Consider the following 16,347-nt stretch of genomic DNA (forward strand, 5'->3'; position numbering starts at 1 on the left):
TCATGCCTCGATGGCCTGCTGGAACAGGGCAACATGTTGCGGGTCTGGCGTCCCTGCTCCGAGCGACGTGTTGTAGATCTGCTTCCACACTCGCGCCTGGGCCCGCGCGTCATCCGCTGCGGGGAGTTGCTCGGGCGCGCGGTAGTATTTCAGCCGGGCCATGGCGCAGGCATATCGCAGGTTTGCGATCAGTTGGTCAGAACCGCCGGATGCATCGCGCGCCAGCATGGCCAGCATCATGGTCTTAAGGCCGGACTGGCGCGGGGCTGACAGAAAGGTGGCCCAGATGTCATCATGGGTGAAGGGTTCCATCTGCCACAGGCCCAGCGCCGGGCCGTTACGCTGGCGCAGGGCATACAGGCCACTTTCGGCCAGTGCCGTGCCTGTCAGCAGATTCACCGCCGCAGCGCCACCCAGACCAATCGAGGCCAGCACAGGAACAACGATTTCTGACTTGAACTGACCCAGGTCCAGACCGCTCATGGTGCATATCCAAACATGTGCCTGCACAATGCCCATGCGGCATCACCAATCTGGCCCCATCCCAGCAGGCCGGTGGCCAGCACGATGAAGGTCATGGTCACCCATGATGTGAGTTTCAGGCCACCCTCGATGCGGGCCAGCCTGCCCGATATCTCGTTGTCACGCGTGGTGGCGGTATCGGTCATGTCGTCCACCCGCTCCATGATTTCATGCCGCGTCCGGGCGGCGTTGTCGGAAACGGCTTTTGTCAGGTCGCGCCGTAATTCCGCGAACTGGACAGACAGGGTGTTCAGCCCGTCGCGCAGGTTGTCGTGGCCGCCCTCGACCCTGGCCAGCCGCTCACGCACGTGGGCCAGATCCTCCACCGTGGCGCAACGCATTGTTGCCATGGCGTTGCCCTGCGTCAGGGGTGCTGTTGTTTCGCTCATTTATTTTCTCATAAAAAAACCGCCTCAGGGGCGGCATGGCAGGCGCAGGTCAGGCAGGCGTTTCAGGTTGCAGCCGCCGTGCTGCTGGCCGTCATCACATCCGTGGGCTGGGCAGGCAGCGCGGTGCTGGTGGTGTCCGTGCCACCGGCAATCGCGTTGATGGCCATCGCATAGGCTTTCATGTCAGCAGTAAAAACCTCACCCATGGCTGTCGCCAGATTGGCCTGCTGCATGATCCACGATTGCGCGCTGGCTGCCTGCGTTTTCAGGGGAACGGGAACGACGGGAGGCGTGTAATCGACCAACTGGCCGTTAACAACCGCCATGCTTTTGGTTCCAACATTGCCGCCCTTAGCTGCCCATTGTTCTGAAGTCATAGGGAAAAGCTGGGATACGGGCGGCAACCCATCAACAGATGAATAAACCCACATATCGTACCACGCGCATGGGGTATCGAGCGTTGCATAGTACCGTGCTGGATACGTGGCCTGTAAAGTTTCCAGAACACTCATCAAATTTCTCCTATCGCTACGACATGAATTACACTTGTGTCATTGGATTGGCCGATAGGTGGATTTATCCTACTAGTTAGATAAGTTGCATCAATTACTATGGACTCGTTCGTGATAGCGGGGGTATAAGGATCTGAAGATAGGTTATTAAAGCAATAACTTACTGCGTATGCGTCCCATGTTGCGTCATACGCCATATTGCCTGTGACCACTACAACGGGGATGGTCCCGGGTTTGAAGGCTACAGGAAAGGTAATAGTCCTACTGGAGCCAGACACAGTAAAAGCCTGAATCTTTTGTGTTGTGTCAGAAAACGGCAGGTCGGCCAGATTTGCCAGAACCGTATCAGTATTACGGTCACCAAAAACCGCCCGGCCATCGGCGTTTTCCACCAGTTCCTCAATGCGGGTCTGGCCCGTTGACGGCACCGATTTGACGAACTGCCCCTGCAATTCAGGGATGGTCAGATAGAACGGCGCACCAGTGGCCTGCGCGATTATGTCCGCCGTAATGGACGTGGCTGCGGCGGGCACCGTGATGCTCCATAGCGGATAGGCCCCATCCGGCACGGTGGCGGCGATGCCCAACTGCGCCAGGTCCTGCCGCACGGTGGGCGCGGCCTTGCCGCTGTTATCGGCCCCGGCATAGGTCACCGCCGGGTCGGCAGCGTTGTAGAAGGGCAGCACGGTGGCATCGGCATCGACCGTGGCGGGCGTGGCGTAGACCGTGTATGTGGCCCCTGCCCCCGGTACGGTAAGCGTGACCGGATCGCGGCTGACATACTGGCGCGCCAGCACGCTGCCATTGGCGGCCAGCGTGCCGTAGGCGGTGCCGTCCACCACGCCAGCGGCGAGCAGCGAGCCTGGCGCGATGGTCACGGCAAGCCCCGTGCCCGGCGTGCAGGCAAAGCCGCCAGCGGCCACGGTATTGTCGCCATAAGCCATGCCCGCAAGGTGGCCGAGGCCCACGAAGGCATTGCGCTGGGCATTGAGCAGGTCGCTGTCGAGCGGGATCTGCGCGGGGTAGACGATCTGTCTGTCCATCAGTCAAGTGTCTCCACGTCCTGCACCCATGCAATCGTGCCTGCGGGCATGACGTTGGCAATGCGGGTCAGGGTCTGGGTTGCGGGCAGGTTGGTGTCGCCGGTCGGCAACTGGGCAAAAAGCTGGAACGGCACGCCGCGTGAGCCGTAGCGCAGGGCGGCCACGCCATAGCCGTAGCCACCGCCAATGGCCGGGCTGGCCAGCGTGCTCAGCCCCTTGCAGTCGGTGGCATTACGCGGCTCGATCACGCGGCCTGCCTGCCCTACTTCATCGGTGATCACGTTCACCACGTCCGGCCGGGTGCCGAGCGAGGGGAACAGGGCTTCCTCGATGCGGGTGCGGAAGGCGTCGTCGCTTTCGCCCGGGTTGCGGGTCAGCGTGGTGCCGAAGAAGTCGGCAGCGAACATGTCGAGAAACGCGCCGGTCATGGTGGCAAGCCGGGTCTGGTCATTGGTGCTGGCCAGCAGGCCCCACACCCAAGCGAATACGCTGCCAAAGCCCTGCAGCAGGGCGTTAAGCACTGGAGCCTGTTCGCTCTCGCCCGTACCAGGCGCTGCGGGGAACCAGCCGGTGGGCAGCAGCGCGCGGATGCGCCGTGCGAAGCCGTTCTGCGTTACATCAGCCAAAGCTCACCGTCCCCGCCCGATAGGCCGTGCCGGTGGTTGCGGGCAGGTCCACCGTGCCGCCTGCCAGCGTCACGTCCGTCACGTTGGTCACGGACGTGCTGGCGGCATAGGCGATCTGGATCAGGCGCGAGTAGCTGGCCGAGGCCCCGATGGCGAGGCTGTTGAGGTAGGTTGCGATATTGGTGCTGATGGTCGCCTGCACGGTAGCGAGGTCGCCGGTGCGGCCCACGGTTACCGTCATGGTCACGGGCGGTCGCACCACGGTGGGCCGCACGACCTGAATGGACACGGCGGCAGGCCGTACGTCATCCACGGCCGCATAGACCGCGTCGATCACGCTGTCGGACACATCGCCCGAGCCATCATCGACAAACACCACCACGTTACCGGGCAAGGCCGCGCCAGACGTGTCCACGTTTTCAAGCACCTGATAGATCAGGTCGGCGGATACATCGGTCACCGCGTTCTCGATGGCCGAGACCGTCGCCTTGGAGCGGCTGTTGATGTAGGAGACAAACCGCGTGCGCAGCGCCGCATCCGTCTCGCCATCGCTGCCATTGGTGAGCGCTGCGGTATTGGTGACCGTATCAATGCCCGATATGGCCGTGCCCAGCAGGCAGATGGCGCCTGCCGCGACGTTGCCGGTCGCCCCCGTCGAGGCGCACTGCACCGGCACCGTGATCGAGGCCGTGCCTGCGGGCCGGACGTAAGCCCCGGCAGTGGTGGACCAGGCAGGATTGCTTTCGTCCTGCACCACGCTGAACACGAGGCTGGACGCCGTGCGCACCGATGCCCCTACCGCGACCGTGGCCGACTGGCTGGCGGGCGAGAACGAGGTGAAAGTGACCGTGCCGGTGGCTGCCGTGCCCGGCAGGCGGGTCAGGCCAAAATCCTGCACGAAACTGTCGGCATCCGTGCCAATGGACGTGGCCAGCCGCGTGCGCGAGAGGATCTGGAGCGCGATAAACTGGAACCACAGCCCCAGCCCCGCCACGGCCTCGAGCATGGCGCGACCGGGCGAGCCGACATTGAGGTCGAGCAGCGAGGGGCATGCACCCTGTGCCGAGGCCACCATGTTGCCCAGCGTGGTCCTGAAAGACTGGAAGGTTAGGGCCAAGACGGACCTCCAATAAAAAAGGCGCCCCGTGAGGCGCCCGTCATGTGCTCAGTGTCAGTTCCTGCACCGTGCCGGTATCGGCATCGGTGTAGGCAATGGCCAGCAGGTAGGCCCCTACCCTTGGGTTGGAGATCGTGACCGTGATGGGCTGCGTCTGGTCCACGCCACCTTCGGCCTGCATCTGCTCGAGCACCAGAGCGCGGATGCTGGCTTCATCCATCACGCTGCCTACCCTTGCGGGCAGTCCAGCCCCGTAATCGGGCTGCCAGATATAGGCGCCTGCATTGGTGCACAGCCTGCGCATCAGCGCCTGCCTTGTCTGGTCCGCGCCCGTGACCACGGCCACGCTGCCGGTGCCCGACAGGTCAAGGTCGCCGCCCATGGTGTGCGACAGCGCGCTCATTGCGGCGCCCCCGTCGAGCCGCTGCCCGGCTGCACGCCGCTGTGGGTGTGGCCCTTTCCGGAAATGCCTGCCGCAAGCACATCCGTCTTGCCGGTGACGGTGCCCTGGGCAGTCATGTCCTTGTCAGTCGTGATCGGGCCGCCGGTCACGGCAAGGCCGTTGGCATCAAACGTCATGCCCACGCTGCCCACCTTCCATGCCTTGCCGGTGGCGGTCAGGGTCTCGGTGGCGTTCCCTGCCCCGCTGTAGATCGTGTTCTTTGTGATGTGCCACCACGGGGCGTTCTGCGTGGCCTCGCCCTGCGTGGCGGCACTATTGGCAGGCGGCGTGGGGCAGCCTGCCACGATCAGCATCTCGCCGGGCTGGGCGGGCTTGCCCGTTGCGGGCGATGTGGGGGGCATGACCACGGCATCAAATACCGGGCAGGCCATGACCATGTGTTCGGCATCACCTTCGACCGGCAGGGTCATGACATGCGTGCCGATATCGGGCAGGCAGGCCATACGCAGGCTGCCTGCCTGGAGCGCGCCACAGGGCACCCAGCCACTCTCCACCCCGGCAGGCTGGAGCATGATCTTGACGGCATGGTTGACCGGGTCCACGGCGCTGACCAGCCCGAAGCCGGGCTGGGCCTGCGCGTGCGCCAGGCCTGCGGCGACCATGCGGGTATCAGTCATCAGTTTCATCTCCTGTCATGCTGCGGCTGCGCAGCGTAACCTGCTGCGAAAAGCCGCCATTCCATGAAAAACGGCTGCTTACGGCATCCACGTCCAGCGTGCCGTCCCATGTCGTGCCGGTATCGGTCAGCCGCATGAAGTCACGGGGCTGGAGCGTGATACACCCCGGCAGGGTGCCGGTAATGGTGCGGGCATGGGCCATGATCTGCCCATATTTGCATTGTGCCATCTGCCGGGCCGTATCCAGTCGCGCACCCGGCAGGCTGAAGCTGTGCAGCGTGCCTGCCTGCGTGGGAGGCGCGGTGGAACCGCCAGCCGCCGACCAGTAGTAATCCACCTTCGTGCGCTGTCGGCTGTCCCATGCCATGACATGCACGATGATACCCCGGCCAATCTGGTAATCACGCGTGAAATTCAGGTCGTAAGCCCCCGCCCTGACGGGTTGCTCCGGCCCGGTATCGGCATAGTCGAGCAGATGGGTATTGGCCTGCGTGGGCGCGGGATAGGGCGCGCAGACAAGTGTGGTGCCCCGGGTGTACAGATCACAGCCCGCCCCGGTGGCCAGCGTGCTGGCCAGGTCGAATGCTGTCTGGAACCGGCTGTGGCTGGCAGCGCTGCTCCGCTTGTGCTCCACCTGCCAGAACTGGCCCGTCATGGCCTGTGGCATGCTGACCTGTGGCGTAAGCCCCGCCGCAATGGCCATGGCCGTGATCACTTCCGCCCCGGTCATGTTCATCCACTCGGCGCAGATGCGCATGTCCAGCAGCCTGGCCAGATAGTCCCGGCACGCGATGGCAACCGTCGTCTGCGCCGGGCTGAGGGCGACATGGTCGATGATGCCCGTGAATACGGTAGTCCATTGCGCGCCGTCATCCGCCGCGTCACGCATCTGCAGCGTTATGCCCAGCTCGGTCAGGGCGCTGCCATCTGCAGGGTTCGGGAGGTCAAACCACAATCCGCTGGCGGGCATGGCCGCACGGTCCAGCGCCAGTGTCATTTCAAGCGTATCGGCCCGGCTGTAGCGGGTGCGGGTCAGGGTGAACTGCTCGATCCCGGTTTCCGTCCGTTCGGTGCCATTGACCAGCAGCCGCGCGCGCGGCGCGCGCCAGATGGCCTGGCCTGCGGTTGTGAGCGAAAGACTGCCGCTCATGCCGAAACCCCCGGCACGCCACTGTCAAGCGCGGTATCGATGGCAGGCAGCACAAGTGTCACGGGTGTCGTGAACGTGGACAGGTCAGGATCGGTCATGCCGTTGAGTTGTGCGATCCGCCACCAGGCGGTGGCATCATTCAACTGCCGGGCCGCGACGTGGTACAGCGTGCCATCTGCCGCCGTGACCTTTATGGTGCGCGCCATGGGCGTGTTACCTCCTGCTCAGTTATTGGCAATCGGGCCATCCTGCACACCGCCCGTTGCCAGTAGCGTGTTGGCATAGGCGCGGTTGACCAGTCCCGCGCTGTTAAGAGTGGCGCTGTGCAACCGTGCGTTCTGGGTCAGGGCGGAGAGGCTGGCGGCATTATCAGGCGCGATCCCTTCCATATTGGCGCCGGTCTGGCTGATGGCACCGGTCAGTCCGGCGCCGGATGCCGCAAGCCCCGACACCACGCTGGCCGCACTATCGGGCACCGAGGCCAGGTTGACCCCTGCGCCAGACAGGCCGCCCACCACGCCCAGATTATCCTCCACCCCGGACAGGACGCCACCGGCCCCCGTCATGTCGGCAATGGGCGTAACCTGGCCGATGATGGTGCCAAGCTGACCGGTCATGTTGCCTGCAATGGTCGAGACATCGGCCAGCGCATCCGCAAGCCCGGACAGGGCGGAGCCCGCATCGGCCCCCACCAGCGCCGAAAGGCCGGACACCACATTGGTGGATGCGGCAACCTGCGGCGGTTGCTCAAGCACAAGCCGATAGGGAATGACCACGCCCTTCTGCGCGTAATCATAGGAATACTGTACGATGCGGACCATAAGCGACAGTCCCGCCCCGCTGAACGGCACCGGCACGCCCGCAATCCGCATCTGCTTGAGCACGCGCGCGCGTTCAATGGCGGTGGGGCCGACAAACGTGCCGGTCAGTTCCAGCCGGTCGGGGTCGTTGCCTACGGCATCGATCACCCTGCCGCCCCCGGGCAGGCGGTGCACGGCCACCTGCTGGGTGCCCCCATCACGGATAAGCCGAGGCACCTCCATGCCGGTCAGTGTCAGGCTGCCGATGGTGACGGGGGCCGAAGCCCAAAGCCGCCCGATCGCACCGATGGCGGTCTCGGTATTCATAAGGGTCAGGGACATGTATTTTTCCACTCAGGACGGATGCCGGGCGCACGGTAAGGAACCGTATGCGTTTGATATTCATACGCCCACGGAGCGACCGGGTAGCTGCACATGCTGTATCCCATCAGGCGCAGTGCCCGTGGCGCGATGTTCAAGCAGGGCGCGGCTGGTTTCTATGCGGGCCATGGCCTGCCCCACCTCATGATGCGCCAGTGTCACGGGAATGGTGACCTGCAGGACTGGCGCGCCGGACATGCCCGGATCTGCACGGCCAGACGTGCGGGCGCGGCCCATGGGCGCCGGGCTGATGAAGGGAGGCCGCATCTGTCTGTGGGGCTGGCTGCGAAACGGCATAACGTTTTTGGGGTCATGAACGCCGACAGGCAGTACTCTGCGCAACCCCTTATGGCGGTTCGGATGATCGTTCAGCAAGCCGGGCCTGTACTTCACGGCCTGCCTGTCTGCCACGGGAGGAATGGACACGACATGACCCCGCGCCGGAACCGCCTTGACGGCAGGCCCGGACCTGCGTGGCGCTGGCATGGCGCGGTGCATGGCCCTGCCCCATGCCCTGGCCGCAGGGATCGCGGCGGCAGCGGCAGGGGCGTTGAATGTGAAGGCCATTGGCAGGCGTATTGGCCCGCGCGCCAGCGGTGACATCACGCGCGGGCCATGAGGCACGAGGGCACGTATTTTTTTATCCTGCCCGCTCGTGGGGGGGGCTGGCACAGGAGCGTTTGTGGCGGCGGACCCTGCGCCGCGCCTGTATCTTCCCTTTTTTACACCATGGCCGGGCCAGACAATGGCACGGCGGCCAATGGGCTGTGGCGACGGCGTTACCCACGCATCACGGGCTTCTCCCTGCCCGGTCGGTACGGCCTGCCCGTGGGTTTTATGCCGGCGTGCAGGCCAGCGAGAACGGGCCGCCATGGCAGGCCGGGTCGCGCCATGCCACATGCGCCCCACCGCCGCAGCCAGTTGCGCGATGGGGCCTGCCGCGTGCCCGCCCCGCCCCGGCAGGCGGGCGACCACTGCTGAAACGCCACCGTGCCCTGCGGCCTGAAGCCGCATGACCGGGCGTGTCGTGGCCTGGGCGGATTCAGCCATCAGGATACTCCCATTGTTGCGTGCTCCAGTCATAGCGACCGCCTGCAAGCTCCCCGAAGGCGACAAGAAAGGCCATGCGCCGCACGCGCGGCATGGACATGGCAACATCCCACGGCACCCCATGCCCGACGAGTGCCGCCACTTCGATCAGCACGGGGTGCCTGCTCAGTTTTTTGCGGCCTGGGCCTCTGCATCGGGGGTGGCCTGCGCGTCCGGGCCAAACAGGGCGGTGCTGAGCGCCTCGATGCCGTCATTGCCGATCTGGTTGGCAAGCTGTTCGAGTTGCACGCGCGTTTGCGGGCGGATGACGGGCACGCCGTCGATCGCCTCGACCGAACAGACCATGAGCGCATATTCCAGCCACGCGGTCGAAGGCGCATCAGGCCCGAACTCAAGCAGGGCCAGCACATCGCCCGGCCCGCGCTCGCGGTAGGTCAGGGTGCGGCCATCAGGGGTCTTTACGGTTTTTTCCGTCATGTCGGCTTAATCCGGTTGGAAGATCAGGAAATGCGGTTGCGGGCGCGGGCCGTAAACGTGATGGTCTGCGTGACCAGTGTTTCAGACTGGTAGCGCCCTGCATCCGACAGCTTGAGGGATGCGCCGATGAATTCGTACGTGCTCAGCGAGCCATCGCATTCGGTCACATACTGGTAGATGCTGCCCAGAATGACCGTACCCGCCGACCAGAACCCGCTCTCGATCGCGGCAAACAGGTCATCCGCCCCCGAACCATCGCGCTGGAAGGAAAACTGCCCGCCCCACCCCCCGGGCACGTCATAGAACAGGGGCATGTCGTTCAGCGGGTTTGATTCCAGCTGGTGGGTACGCTGGGCCGCATTGAAGCCGGTAACCGTGGGCAGGTCGATGCGGCCGCCATTATAGACCAGCACCACCCGGCAGTCGCGGCCGATATTGAAGGGTTTGAGGGACATTCATGGCTCCATGAAAAAAGCCACCCCGAAAGGTGGCTTGTGAAGTAATGCGCAGAAATTCTGGCTGTTTATAAAATAAAAATTCCTGGGTATGGCATTATTCTGAAGTTTTTTGAAAAAAGCTTCACCAAAAACTTTCTTCCGCTTTTTAAGCCAGGGATCAGGCCGCTGCTGTTGCGGTGCTGACCGTAACACTTGCCCCGCCCTGCAGGTTGACCACAAAGAAGCGGTTGATCCCCTGATAGCGCACCTGCACGTCAGCACGCACGTAACCCAGCGCCGTGCGCGACTGGGGGTTATTGCTCGTATCGCACAGCACGGCGTAATCCGTGCTGGCCCCCAGTATGCCGCTGCCCACCATGTTCGACAGCGTGCCCAGCAGCACGGCGCGGATGTCGCCATACAGCGTGGCGCAGATGACAGCGCCAACAAATGCCCCCATGCCCGCGTTGAGCGTCCCGGCAATATAGTTGGTCAGGCGCGTATAGGTGTCATCATCCGTCACGTCATCGGAAGACGTATTGATCCCGCCGCGCACCGCCCAGTAGCTGCCGCCGGGTGCGGGGTTGCAGATCACGTCAATGCCCGCCGTGAATAGTGCCGACAGTTCGGCACCGGAATAGGTCGCGGCCTGCCCGCTGCTGGCCAGGCCCGCTTTCTGGCTGCCAATCACGCCATAGAGTTCCTTGTTCAGGCTCGACTGCTCGGGCGAGAGGCCGCCAAGAATACCGGCGGCAAATGCCTGCGGCGGCACCAGCATGTCGCCATTGGTGTCATCATCCCACCACAGCCAGTCACCAAACATCAGCTTGACGGCATAGCTGTCCAGCCCCGCGGCATTTTTCATGGCAACCGCATTGGCAATCGTATCACCTGCAGGGCCACAGGCAATCATGTACATCCCTTCCCCCAGGCCCAAAGCGGCCTGCGTGGTCCATGACGTATTATCCACCACGCCATGCAGCAGCCCGATCGCACAGCCCTGCCCGCGCAGGGCATACATGCCGGTGCGGCTCGTGCCGTCCGTGCCCAGGAACTGTGCGGTCGTGGGCATGCCGCCATCGCTGCCCCCGGCAAATGTTGCCGAACCCGCTTCAAGCGCTGGCACGGTCGTGGGCACGGTTACGCGCGCGAGGGCCGTGCCATCGGCGGCAATGGCGGCGGCCAGGACCGGCCATGTCGCGCCGCGATAGGTGCGGCTGCCCAGAACCGCGTGGCTGATCGTGAGCGTGTAACTGGTGGTGATGATCGGCTCCTGCGCCAGCGTCGCCACAAGGGCGTTGCCCGCGCTGCCTGTATGGGCGGCGGTCAGTGTCACCCCCGCCAGCGTGCCGGTGGCCGCCACATCGGTGCCATCGCTCACCCGCACGCAGCGAAAGTCGGATGCGCCCTGCACGATGGCGATGTCCACCGCCGTGCCGATATCGTTCGCCTGCGCCTGCTTGGGGCCAAAGGCGCTCAGGCAGTCACCCATGCTGCCGATGATGACGGGTGAGGCCACCGGCCCCCAGACGGCCGTGCCCACCAGGCCAATCCGCCCGGTTGCCACGCCATTGAGCGCCAGGGTCTGCGGCTTGAGGATCTGCACGTACAGATCAGGCACGCTCAGGCTGTTGGTATTGAGCTGCCCGGACTGATAGATGGTCATTTTATGCGTCTTCCCTGTTGCGCGGCATGCCGCGTGAAGAAACGGTTCAAGAATGGGGCGTAATAATCAGGGCGTGACCTGTGCGCCCAGCAGTACATCGCCTGCCACCACGCCTTCTGCGGTTCCGATGCCACCGGCCAGCATGAATGGTACCGGCCGGGTCAGGTCGGTATCGAATGTCACGAGATACTGGGCGGGGCGGGCAAAGATGCCCCGGTTCATGGCGGTATCATCATTGCGCGCCACCCGTGCCTCAATGCGGAAGGTGGAGCCGTTCGCATCCACCAGCCAGTCGGTCAGGGCCAGCGCATCGGCCATGGCCTGCCCCAGCGCATCCCGCGCGGCCGGACTGGCTGACCAGGCGGTAAGCACGAACATCTGCTCCTGCCTGCGCGCCACGCACCGCGCCGTGGCCGTGCCTGCATTGATGGCCTGTGCCGTGACACCAGCGGGCAGCGTGATCGTGCCCTCCTGCGCCACGGCACCCGGCACCATCGCGGCAAGGCCCGCTGCGATACTGGCCGCCGTATCACCCGGTTGCGCGCCATGCAGGCAGCACCCGCTGCCCGTAATGTCCGCAAGCCCCTGCACCCGGAGCCCGACAATGCCGCCGGGCACCGCATCAGGCACAAGGCCAAGCGTTGCCGTGCCACCCGTAATGCTGATGCTGACGGTGACCGCCTGCGTGCTGTCCATCCGCCACGGGCGGCCAAGCGGTTCATCAAGGCGGGTCCAGCTTTCGGGCATGTCGGCAATGCTGATGAAGTCGCAGCCTTCATGCAGGGTATGCAGGGCATTGCCCAGATCCGCCTGTGTCAGGTCGCCACGGCGGATGATGACGGGGCGGCCCGTGCAACTGCTGGCACTGCTCCCGTCCGGGCAGAGCGCCGCGGCAAGGGCTCGTGCAATGGCGGTGGAAATGGTGGCGATATCGGCCATGTCATGGCGCTTCCTGTTATGGCTGTAAAAAACCTCAGACCTGCTGCTGGGCCATCTGGCAGCGCACGCCCCACGGGCTGCTGCGCGCGGCCCCGATGGTGTAGCGCGGGCCACTCCCGTCCTGGACCCACATGGCGGCCTGCAGGCTTACGCCCGGGATGGCGGGCAGGAACATCTCGAACCCGCCCGGGCGGATGGCGCCGGGCTGTGCGGGGCCGGGCACGCCTGCCCCGCTGCCGGGGCGGATCATGGCAGGCCAGTCGGTGGCGAGTGTTGCCTGCGCGCCCGCATCGCCCGATGTGGCATACCCCCCCGGACTGGCCGCATCGGTCTGCACGGCCTCGGTGCCGGTCAGCGTGACCACTGCATTGCACAACACACATAAAGGCGGCCGGAAGGGCTCCACGCGGGCAATAAAATAGATCTCTGCCCCGCAGGTCAGGATATCTCCTGCCTGCAGGTCGGGCAGGTCCGTCAGGGCATAGACAAAAGGCACATCCCACAAGGCTGGCCCGGCAAAGCCAAAGGCCCGGTCATTGCTGAAAGCCGCTCGGCCCTGACCATAAGGGCTGGCACAGGGCTCAAGCGCGCTGACGGGCCGGTACTGCACGGTTGCAGCACCGATAGAGGTTGCTGCGCGCGCAAAGCCGCGCGTGGCCAGACGGTACAGGGTGCTGAAATCCATCAGATGATGATCTCCCCCACGGCGCGCAGGCCCGGCCCCGGCGGCACGCCCATGAAGTTGCATAGCTGCACCCGCCAGCGCGTGTACAGCGTAAAGCGGTCCGTGACTTCCGTGCGGTTGCGTGTCCAGACCGCCGCGCGGTCGGTATCAAGGTTGCTGCCTGCCCCCATCACTGCGCTCTCCAGCATCTGGCATTGCGCTAAAAAGGCACGGGCCTGGGCGCATTCGGCGGGCGAGAGATGACCCAGCCGCCACTCATTGAAGCCATAAACCCGAAAGAACCGCCACGACTGCATGCCGCTATCAGCGTTCCCCATGGCGGGGTAGCCCATATAACGCCGCGCCTGTGCCAGTTCGGTGTCGGTCAGGGCCGTGTCGGGCATGGTGGCTGCCGTGATGGCGCAGGCCAGGGGCTGATCCGGGCAGGGCACGACAGGCTGGCTGGTCGTTGTGGTGGCCCCCGCCGTGCCTGTCCCGGCTGTGCCGGTGTCCGATGTGGTCGTGGTATCCGTGGTGCTGGCTGTTCCCGTCATGTCTGTCATGCCTGCCTTTCGTGCATGGTGTGGCGTGGCTGGCGGTCATGGCCCGCGCGGCCGCCCCATAAGGATGCCGCGCGCGCCAGGGGCTCAGGCGCCCGCGCCGAGGCTCTCGATCACCACGCCGCGCTTGAGGTAGCTGTTGGTGGCGGTGGGAATGACCGATGCATCAGCAGTCAGGTCGGTCGGCAGCGCAAAACCGCCAATCCACGACCAGGACTGCGCGATGATCTGCGCCAGCCGGTCGAGCGCGGGGCGGGTGATCATGCACACGCCCTCCACATCCGTCAGTTCGCCGCCATCGAGCAAAGGCGCGTAATGGGTGCCGATATTGGCGTAATCCCCCTCGATCAGCGCACCCTGCCCGCAGATGATGGCGCGATGGATCGCACCGGCTCCCAGCGATGCCTGCTGCGGCGCCTCGGTGGTGGGGATGAACCGCACGCCCAGCAGATCAAAAATCTGGCCGCTCTGGTAGGTGTCGGAGCCATACTGACCGCGATAGAGCAGCTTGAAGTCTTCATCACGGAACAGGCCCAGAAGCTGGGCATTGTCCAGATAGCAGTGATACACCCCGCCATCGGGCGTGGGCACGTTGTTGTCGCGCAGGGTGGCGAGTGCGCCCAGAATGGACTGGACCGTCAGCAGGTCGCCCGCAGCAAGGGCCGCCGTGGTGGCCCGCGCATTGGGGCGCAGCACCAGCGGTGCCGTGGCCGCCATGACCGGATTGCCCGCCGTGCCATCGGCCACCTTGACCGATTCCGAGACTGTCAGCGTGCCCGAGATGCCATCCGGCGCGGTGGAGGTATTGGTGGCATCCGCAGTCGTACCCACCAGCGTGTAGGACCCGGCCCCGATGGTCACGGTCATGCCCGCAGAGGTCCCCACCGAGACCACCTGCCCTTCAGCGGAAAGGATGTTCTGGAACCCGCGGATGTCATCCACCGCAACCGTGCTGCCAGCAGCCCCCAGCGTCACGCTTACGCGCGTATTGCCGCCAAGGTAGCCCCCCACCCCGTTCTGCGCCCCGCCAAAAAGCGTGTTGCGCGCCAGGCGGTCGAGCGTCTGGCGGGCGTTGATGCCAAGGCGCGAGGCATTGGCAAGGAACTGGTTGGCAATGCCCACGCCTTCGGTCACCTGGTTGAGGTCCATGGTGTTGCCATACTGGTTGATGGTAAGCGTGTACTGCTCGACCGACCATTCGGCGGGCGTCATGCCATTGTCAAAGCTGGTATTGGCGGTGGGGTTGAGCGGCGTGGTGGCGGGCGGCAGCAGGCCTGCGCGGGTATCGGTAATGGTCTGGCCGATGCGGGCGGGGAATTCCATCTGGTCGGCAATGGAACGGAAACCCAGGCGCGACTGCAACGCATCCTGGAACGCGCGCGACAGGAACCCCTGCTGGATGACAGGCTGGAGGGCAGCGGGGAAATTGGCAATGGCCATGAATTTCATTTCCTTGAAAAAACGAAAAAAGCCGCCATGCGCAATGCAGGAGCGGCGGGTAACGGGCCATGGCAGCAAGGTGCCATCTATGGCCGGTCCGGGTGGTTAAGGGGCCGTGGCGCACAGAGCAGCGCGATCATGATGTATTTGAGTGATCATGCGCCCCTTGCCTGTTCCGCAGGCGGCCTGAGCGTGGGCGGAACAGGTAACGGGCGTGTAGAGTATTGAACTATTATTCCAGGTATGTTGTTTTTATAAAATAATGCACAATAATATATGGCTCTCTGAGTATAAAAAGTAAATTTCCAAAGAGTCACGCAGCGCGGAAGGCTGGCCAAGGTTGCCTGAAAAGACCGCCCTTGCCCTGCGGGCAATAATGGCACGCAGGTCGATACAATTGCGCGTGGTAACGTTGCTCTGGTTTATGAAGAAGTTCCTGCAGCAGGCGGGGCCGACACGTGACTGGCGTTGCACGCTACCCGCCCCCGCTCCACAGAATGAATAATTGGCTATTTTGACCGCAATGGGTGGGCAGGATGTACGTTTTGCCTTCCTGCTACGGTCCATCCCTTCAGGCAGGGTGCGGTATTGGCGTATTTATTCCCATGCCACATTCCATTTTTCCAATTCATCATTCACGCCTTCCATATCCTTGCACCAGGCGTCATACCCCTCGGCAGGTGATTTTATTATGTATATGTAATATCCCTTCGTATCCCCTTCATCGAAATCAACCTCTACTTTCCATCCATTATATTCGCCAGACCTGACAATGCCCTTTTTTATCACGCTCATTTTTTGTTTCCTCAAATGCACATGGGTATTGTCTATATTTATTTTTTAATATTGAATGCAATAAATATACATCATAAAAATTCGAAATATGATCTCCCTGGGGGAGATCCTGCATTCATTTTAAACTCTGTTTCCACGGTCAGGCCATAAACCATTCTGCACTCTGTCGGCTCACGTCCTAATTCGCCACCGGCCAGCGCAATCCTGCTGCCATAGCCGCGGCCTTTACGTCGCGCGTTCCCGCCGTGCGGGCATCGAACGGGGCCGGATCACCTGCGCGGGGCGCGGGGCCTGCGGCCGTTGTGCCACGCGCAGCGCCCGATGCCCCCTGTGGCGACCCGAACAGGTAGCCCCGGCTTTCACGCGCGGCGGCCAGGATCGTGTCCAGCCCCTGCGGGGTGCCATCTTCGCCCAGCGTTACGGCGCTCAGGTCAACAAGGCGGACCACATCGGCAGGTTCCACCGCCCCCATGCGGGCGGCAAGGGCACGGGCTTCGGCGCGGATGATGGCGCGGTCCGCGTGGGTACGCGCCGTGCTGACCTGCTCGGTGGCACGCGCAAGGTCGCCCTCAAGTGTTGCGCGGGCACTGAGTGCCGCATCACGTTCGGCACGCAGGGTTTCCATCTCGCGGTGCAGGGTTTCAAGGTCGGGGGTCTGGGGCACGCTTGCACGGGTCATCATGTCTCTCCATCAACGAA

At 63.8% G+C, this 16,347-nt stretch carries 23 protein-coding genes; 1 reads left to right on the plus strand and 22 read right to left on the minus strand.

The annotated features are described in order from the left end of the window. From HNW77_RS01310 to HNW77_RS01365, 12 genes are all read right to left on the minus strand, one after another. Positions 1-483: a hypothetical protein gene (locus HNW77_RS01310; protein ID WP_172154645.1), complete on the minus strand. Its 483-nt coding sequence runs from the start codon at positions 481-483 to the stop codon at positions 1-3. After that, positions 480-911 (minus strand): hypothetical protein, encoded by a 432-nt coding sequence (locus tag HNW77_RS01315; protein WP_172154647.1) that lies wholly within the window; start codon positions 909-911, stop codon positions 480-482. The genes HNW77_RS01310 and HNW77_RS01315 overlap by 4 nt, the downstream gene beginning before the upstream one ends. 62 nt (positions 912-973) lie before the next feature. Continuing rightward, positions 974-1,423, minus strand: a complete 450-nt coding sequence (locus HNW77_RS01320) for a hypothetical protein (RefSeq protein WP_172154649.1) — start codon at positions 1,421-1,423, stop codon at positions 974-976. Further along, positions 1,423-2,466 carry a hypothetical protein gene (locus HNW77_RS17595; RefSeq protein WP_241694220.1) on the minus strand — a complete coding sequence of 348 codons (1,044 nt, stop codon included), beginning with the start codon at positions 2,464-2,466 and terminating at the stop codon, positions 1,423-1,425. The genes HNW77_RS01320 and HNW77_RS17595 overlap by 1 nt, the downstream gene beginning before the upstream one ends. Continuing rightward, entirely contained in the window at positions 2,466-3,092 is a 627-nt protein-coding gene (locus HNW77_RS01330; RefSeq protein ID WP_172154651.1) for a hypothetical protein, read from the minus strand. The genes HNW77_RS17595 and HNW77_RS01330 overlap by 1 nt, the downstream gene beginning before the upstream one ends. Further along, entirely contained in the window at positions 3,085-4,209 is a 1,125-nt protein-coding gene (locus HNW77_RS01335; protein ID WP_172154653.1) for a baseplate J/gp47 family protein, read from the minus strand. The genes HNW77_RS01330 and HNW77_RS01335 overlap by 8 nt, the downstream gene beginning before the upstream one ends. A gap of 40 nt (positions 4,210-4,249) precedes the next feature. Then, entirely contained in the window at positions 4,250-4,612 is a 363-nt protein-coding gene (locus HNW77_RS01340; RefSeq protein ID WP_172154655.1) for a phage tail protein, read from the minus strand. Further along, complete coding sequence (locus HNW77_RS01345) at positions 4,609-5,289, minus strand: phage baseplate assembly protein V (RefSeq protein WP_172154657.1); 681 nt, start codon at positions 5,287-5,289, stop codon at positions 4,609-4,611. The genes HNW77_RS01340 and HNW77_RS01345 overlap by 4 nt, the downstream gene beginning before the upstream one ends. Then, positions 5,282-6,439, minus strand: a complete 1,158-nt coding sequence (locus tag HNW77_RS01350; RefSeq protein ID WP_172154659.1) for a hypothetical protein — start codon at positions 6,437-6,439, stop codon at positions 5,282-5,284. The genes HNW77_RS01345 and HNW77_RS01350 overlap by 8 nt, the downstream gene beginning before the upstream one ends. Further along, positions 6,436-6,645, minus strand: coding sequence for a hypothetical protein (locus HNW77_RS01355; protein WP_172154661.1), 210 nt, complete (start codon positions 6,643-6,645; stop codon positions 6,436-6,438). Before HNW77_RS01355 ends, HNW77_RS01350 begins: the two co-directional genes overlap by 4 nt. A gap of 18 nt (positions 6,646-6,663) precedes the next feature. Beyond that, positions 6,664-7,581, minus strand: coding sequence for a hypothetical protein (locus HNW77_RS01360; protein ID WP_172154663.1), 918 nt, complete (start codon positions 7,579-7,581; stop codon positions 6,664-6,666). A gap of 60 nt (positions 7,582-7,641) precedes the next feature. Then, positions 7,642-7,887: a hypothetical protein gene (locus tag HNW77_RS01365; protein WP_172154665.1), complete on the minus strand. Its 246-nt coding sequence runs from the start codon at positions 7,885-7,887 to the stop codon at positions 7,642-7,644. 184 nt (positions 7,888-8,071) lie between these two features. On the opposite strand from HNW77_RS01365, the gene HNW77_RS01370 reads away from it, so the two are divergent. Then, on the plus strand, positions 8,072-8,239 hold the full coding sequence (locus HNW77_RS01370) for a hypothetical protein (protein WP_172154667.1): 168 nt from the start codon (positions 8,072-8,074) through the stop codon (positions 8,237-8,239). A gap of 423 nt (positions 8,240-8,662) precedes the next feature. Here the strand turns inward: HNW77_RS01370 and HNW77_RS01375 are convergent, their stop codons facing one another. From HNW77_RS01375 to HNW77_RS01420, 10 genes are all read right to left on the minus strand, one after another. Continuing rightward, complete coding sequence (locus HNW77_RS01375) at positions 8,663-8,824, minus strand: hypothetical protein (RefSeq protein WP_172154669.1); 162 nt, start codon at positions 8,822-8,824, stop codon at positions 8,663-8,665. Between the two features lie 11 nt (positions 8,825-8,835). Beyond that, positions 8,836-9,147: a hypothetical protein gene (locus tag HNW77_RS01380; protein WP_172154671.1), complete on the minus strand. Its 312-nt coding sequence runs from the start codon at positions 9,145-9,147 to the stop codon at positions 8,836-8,838. Between the two features lie 23 nt (positions 9,148-9,170). Beyond that, on the minus strand, positions 9,171-9,602 hold the full coding sequence (locus HNW77_RS01385) for a hypothetical protein (RefSeq protein ID WP_172154673.1): 432 nt from the start codon (positions 9,600-9,602) through the stop codon (positions 9,171-9,173). Positions 9,603-9,762: 160 nt separating this feature from the next. Further along, positions 9,763-11,250, minus strand: coding sequence for a phage tail sheath protein (locus HNW77_RS01390; RefSeq protein ID WP_172154675.1), 1,488 nt, complete (start codon positions 11,248-11,250; stop codon positions 9,763-9,765). 66 nt (positions 11,251-11,316) lie between these two features. Then, positions 11,317-12,189, minus strand: a complete 873-nt coding sequence (locus tag HNW77_RS01395) for a hypothetical protein (protein WP_172154677.1) — start codon at positions 12,187-12,189, stop codon at positions 11,317-11,319. Positions 12,190-12,223: 34 nt separating this feature from the next. Next, on the minus strand, positions 12,224-12,874 hold the full coding sequence (locus HNW77_RS01400) for a hypothetical protein (protein ID WP_172154679.1): 651 nt from the start codon (positions 12,872-12,874) through the stop codon (positions 12,224-12,226). Continuing rightward, positions 12,874-13,407, minus strand: coding sequence for a hypothetical protein (locus tag HNW77_RS01405; RefSeq protein ID WP_241694221.1), 534 nt, complete (start codon positions 13,405-13,407; stop codon positions 12,874-12,876). The genes HNW77_RS01400 and HNW77_RS01405 overlap by 1 nt, the downstream gene beginning before the upstream one ends. Positions 13,408-13,500: 93 nt before the next feature. Next, a complete protein-coding gene (locus HNW77_RS01410) occupies positions 13,501-14,853 on the minus strand; it encodes a DUF4043 domain-containing protein (protein ID WP_172154683.1) in 1,353 nt (450 codons plus the stop codon). A 597-nt stretch (positions 14,854-15,450) separates the two neighbouring features. Further along, positions 15,451-15,648 carry a hypothetical protein gene (locus tag HNW77_RS01415; RefSeq protein WP_172154685.1) on the minus strand — a complete coding sequence of 66 codons (198 nt, stop codon included), beginning with the start codon at positions 15,646-15,648 and terminating at the stop codon, positions 15,451-15,453. 178 nt (positions 15,649-15,826) lie between these two features. After that, a complete protein-coding gene (locus HNW77_RS01420) occupies positions 15,827-16,330 on the minus strand; it encodes a phage scaffolding protein (RefSeq protein WP_241694222.1) in 504 nt (167 codons plus the stop codon). Positions 16,331-16,347 lie beyond the last annotated feature (17 nt).

The organism is Komagataeibacter melomenusus, from assembly GCF_013155395.1.
GTDB lineage: Bacteria > Pseudomonadota > Alphaproteobacteria > Acetobacterales > Acetobacteraceae > Komagataeibacter > Komagataeibacter melomenusus.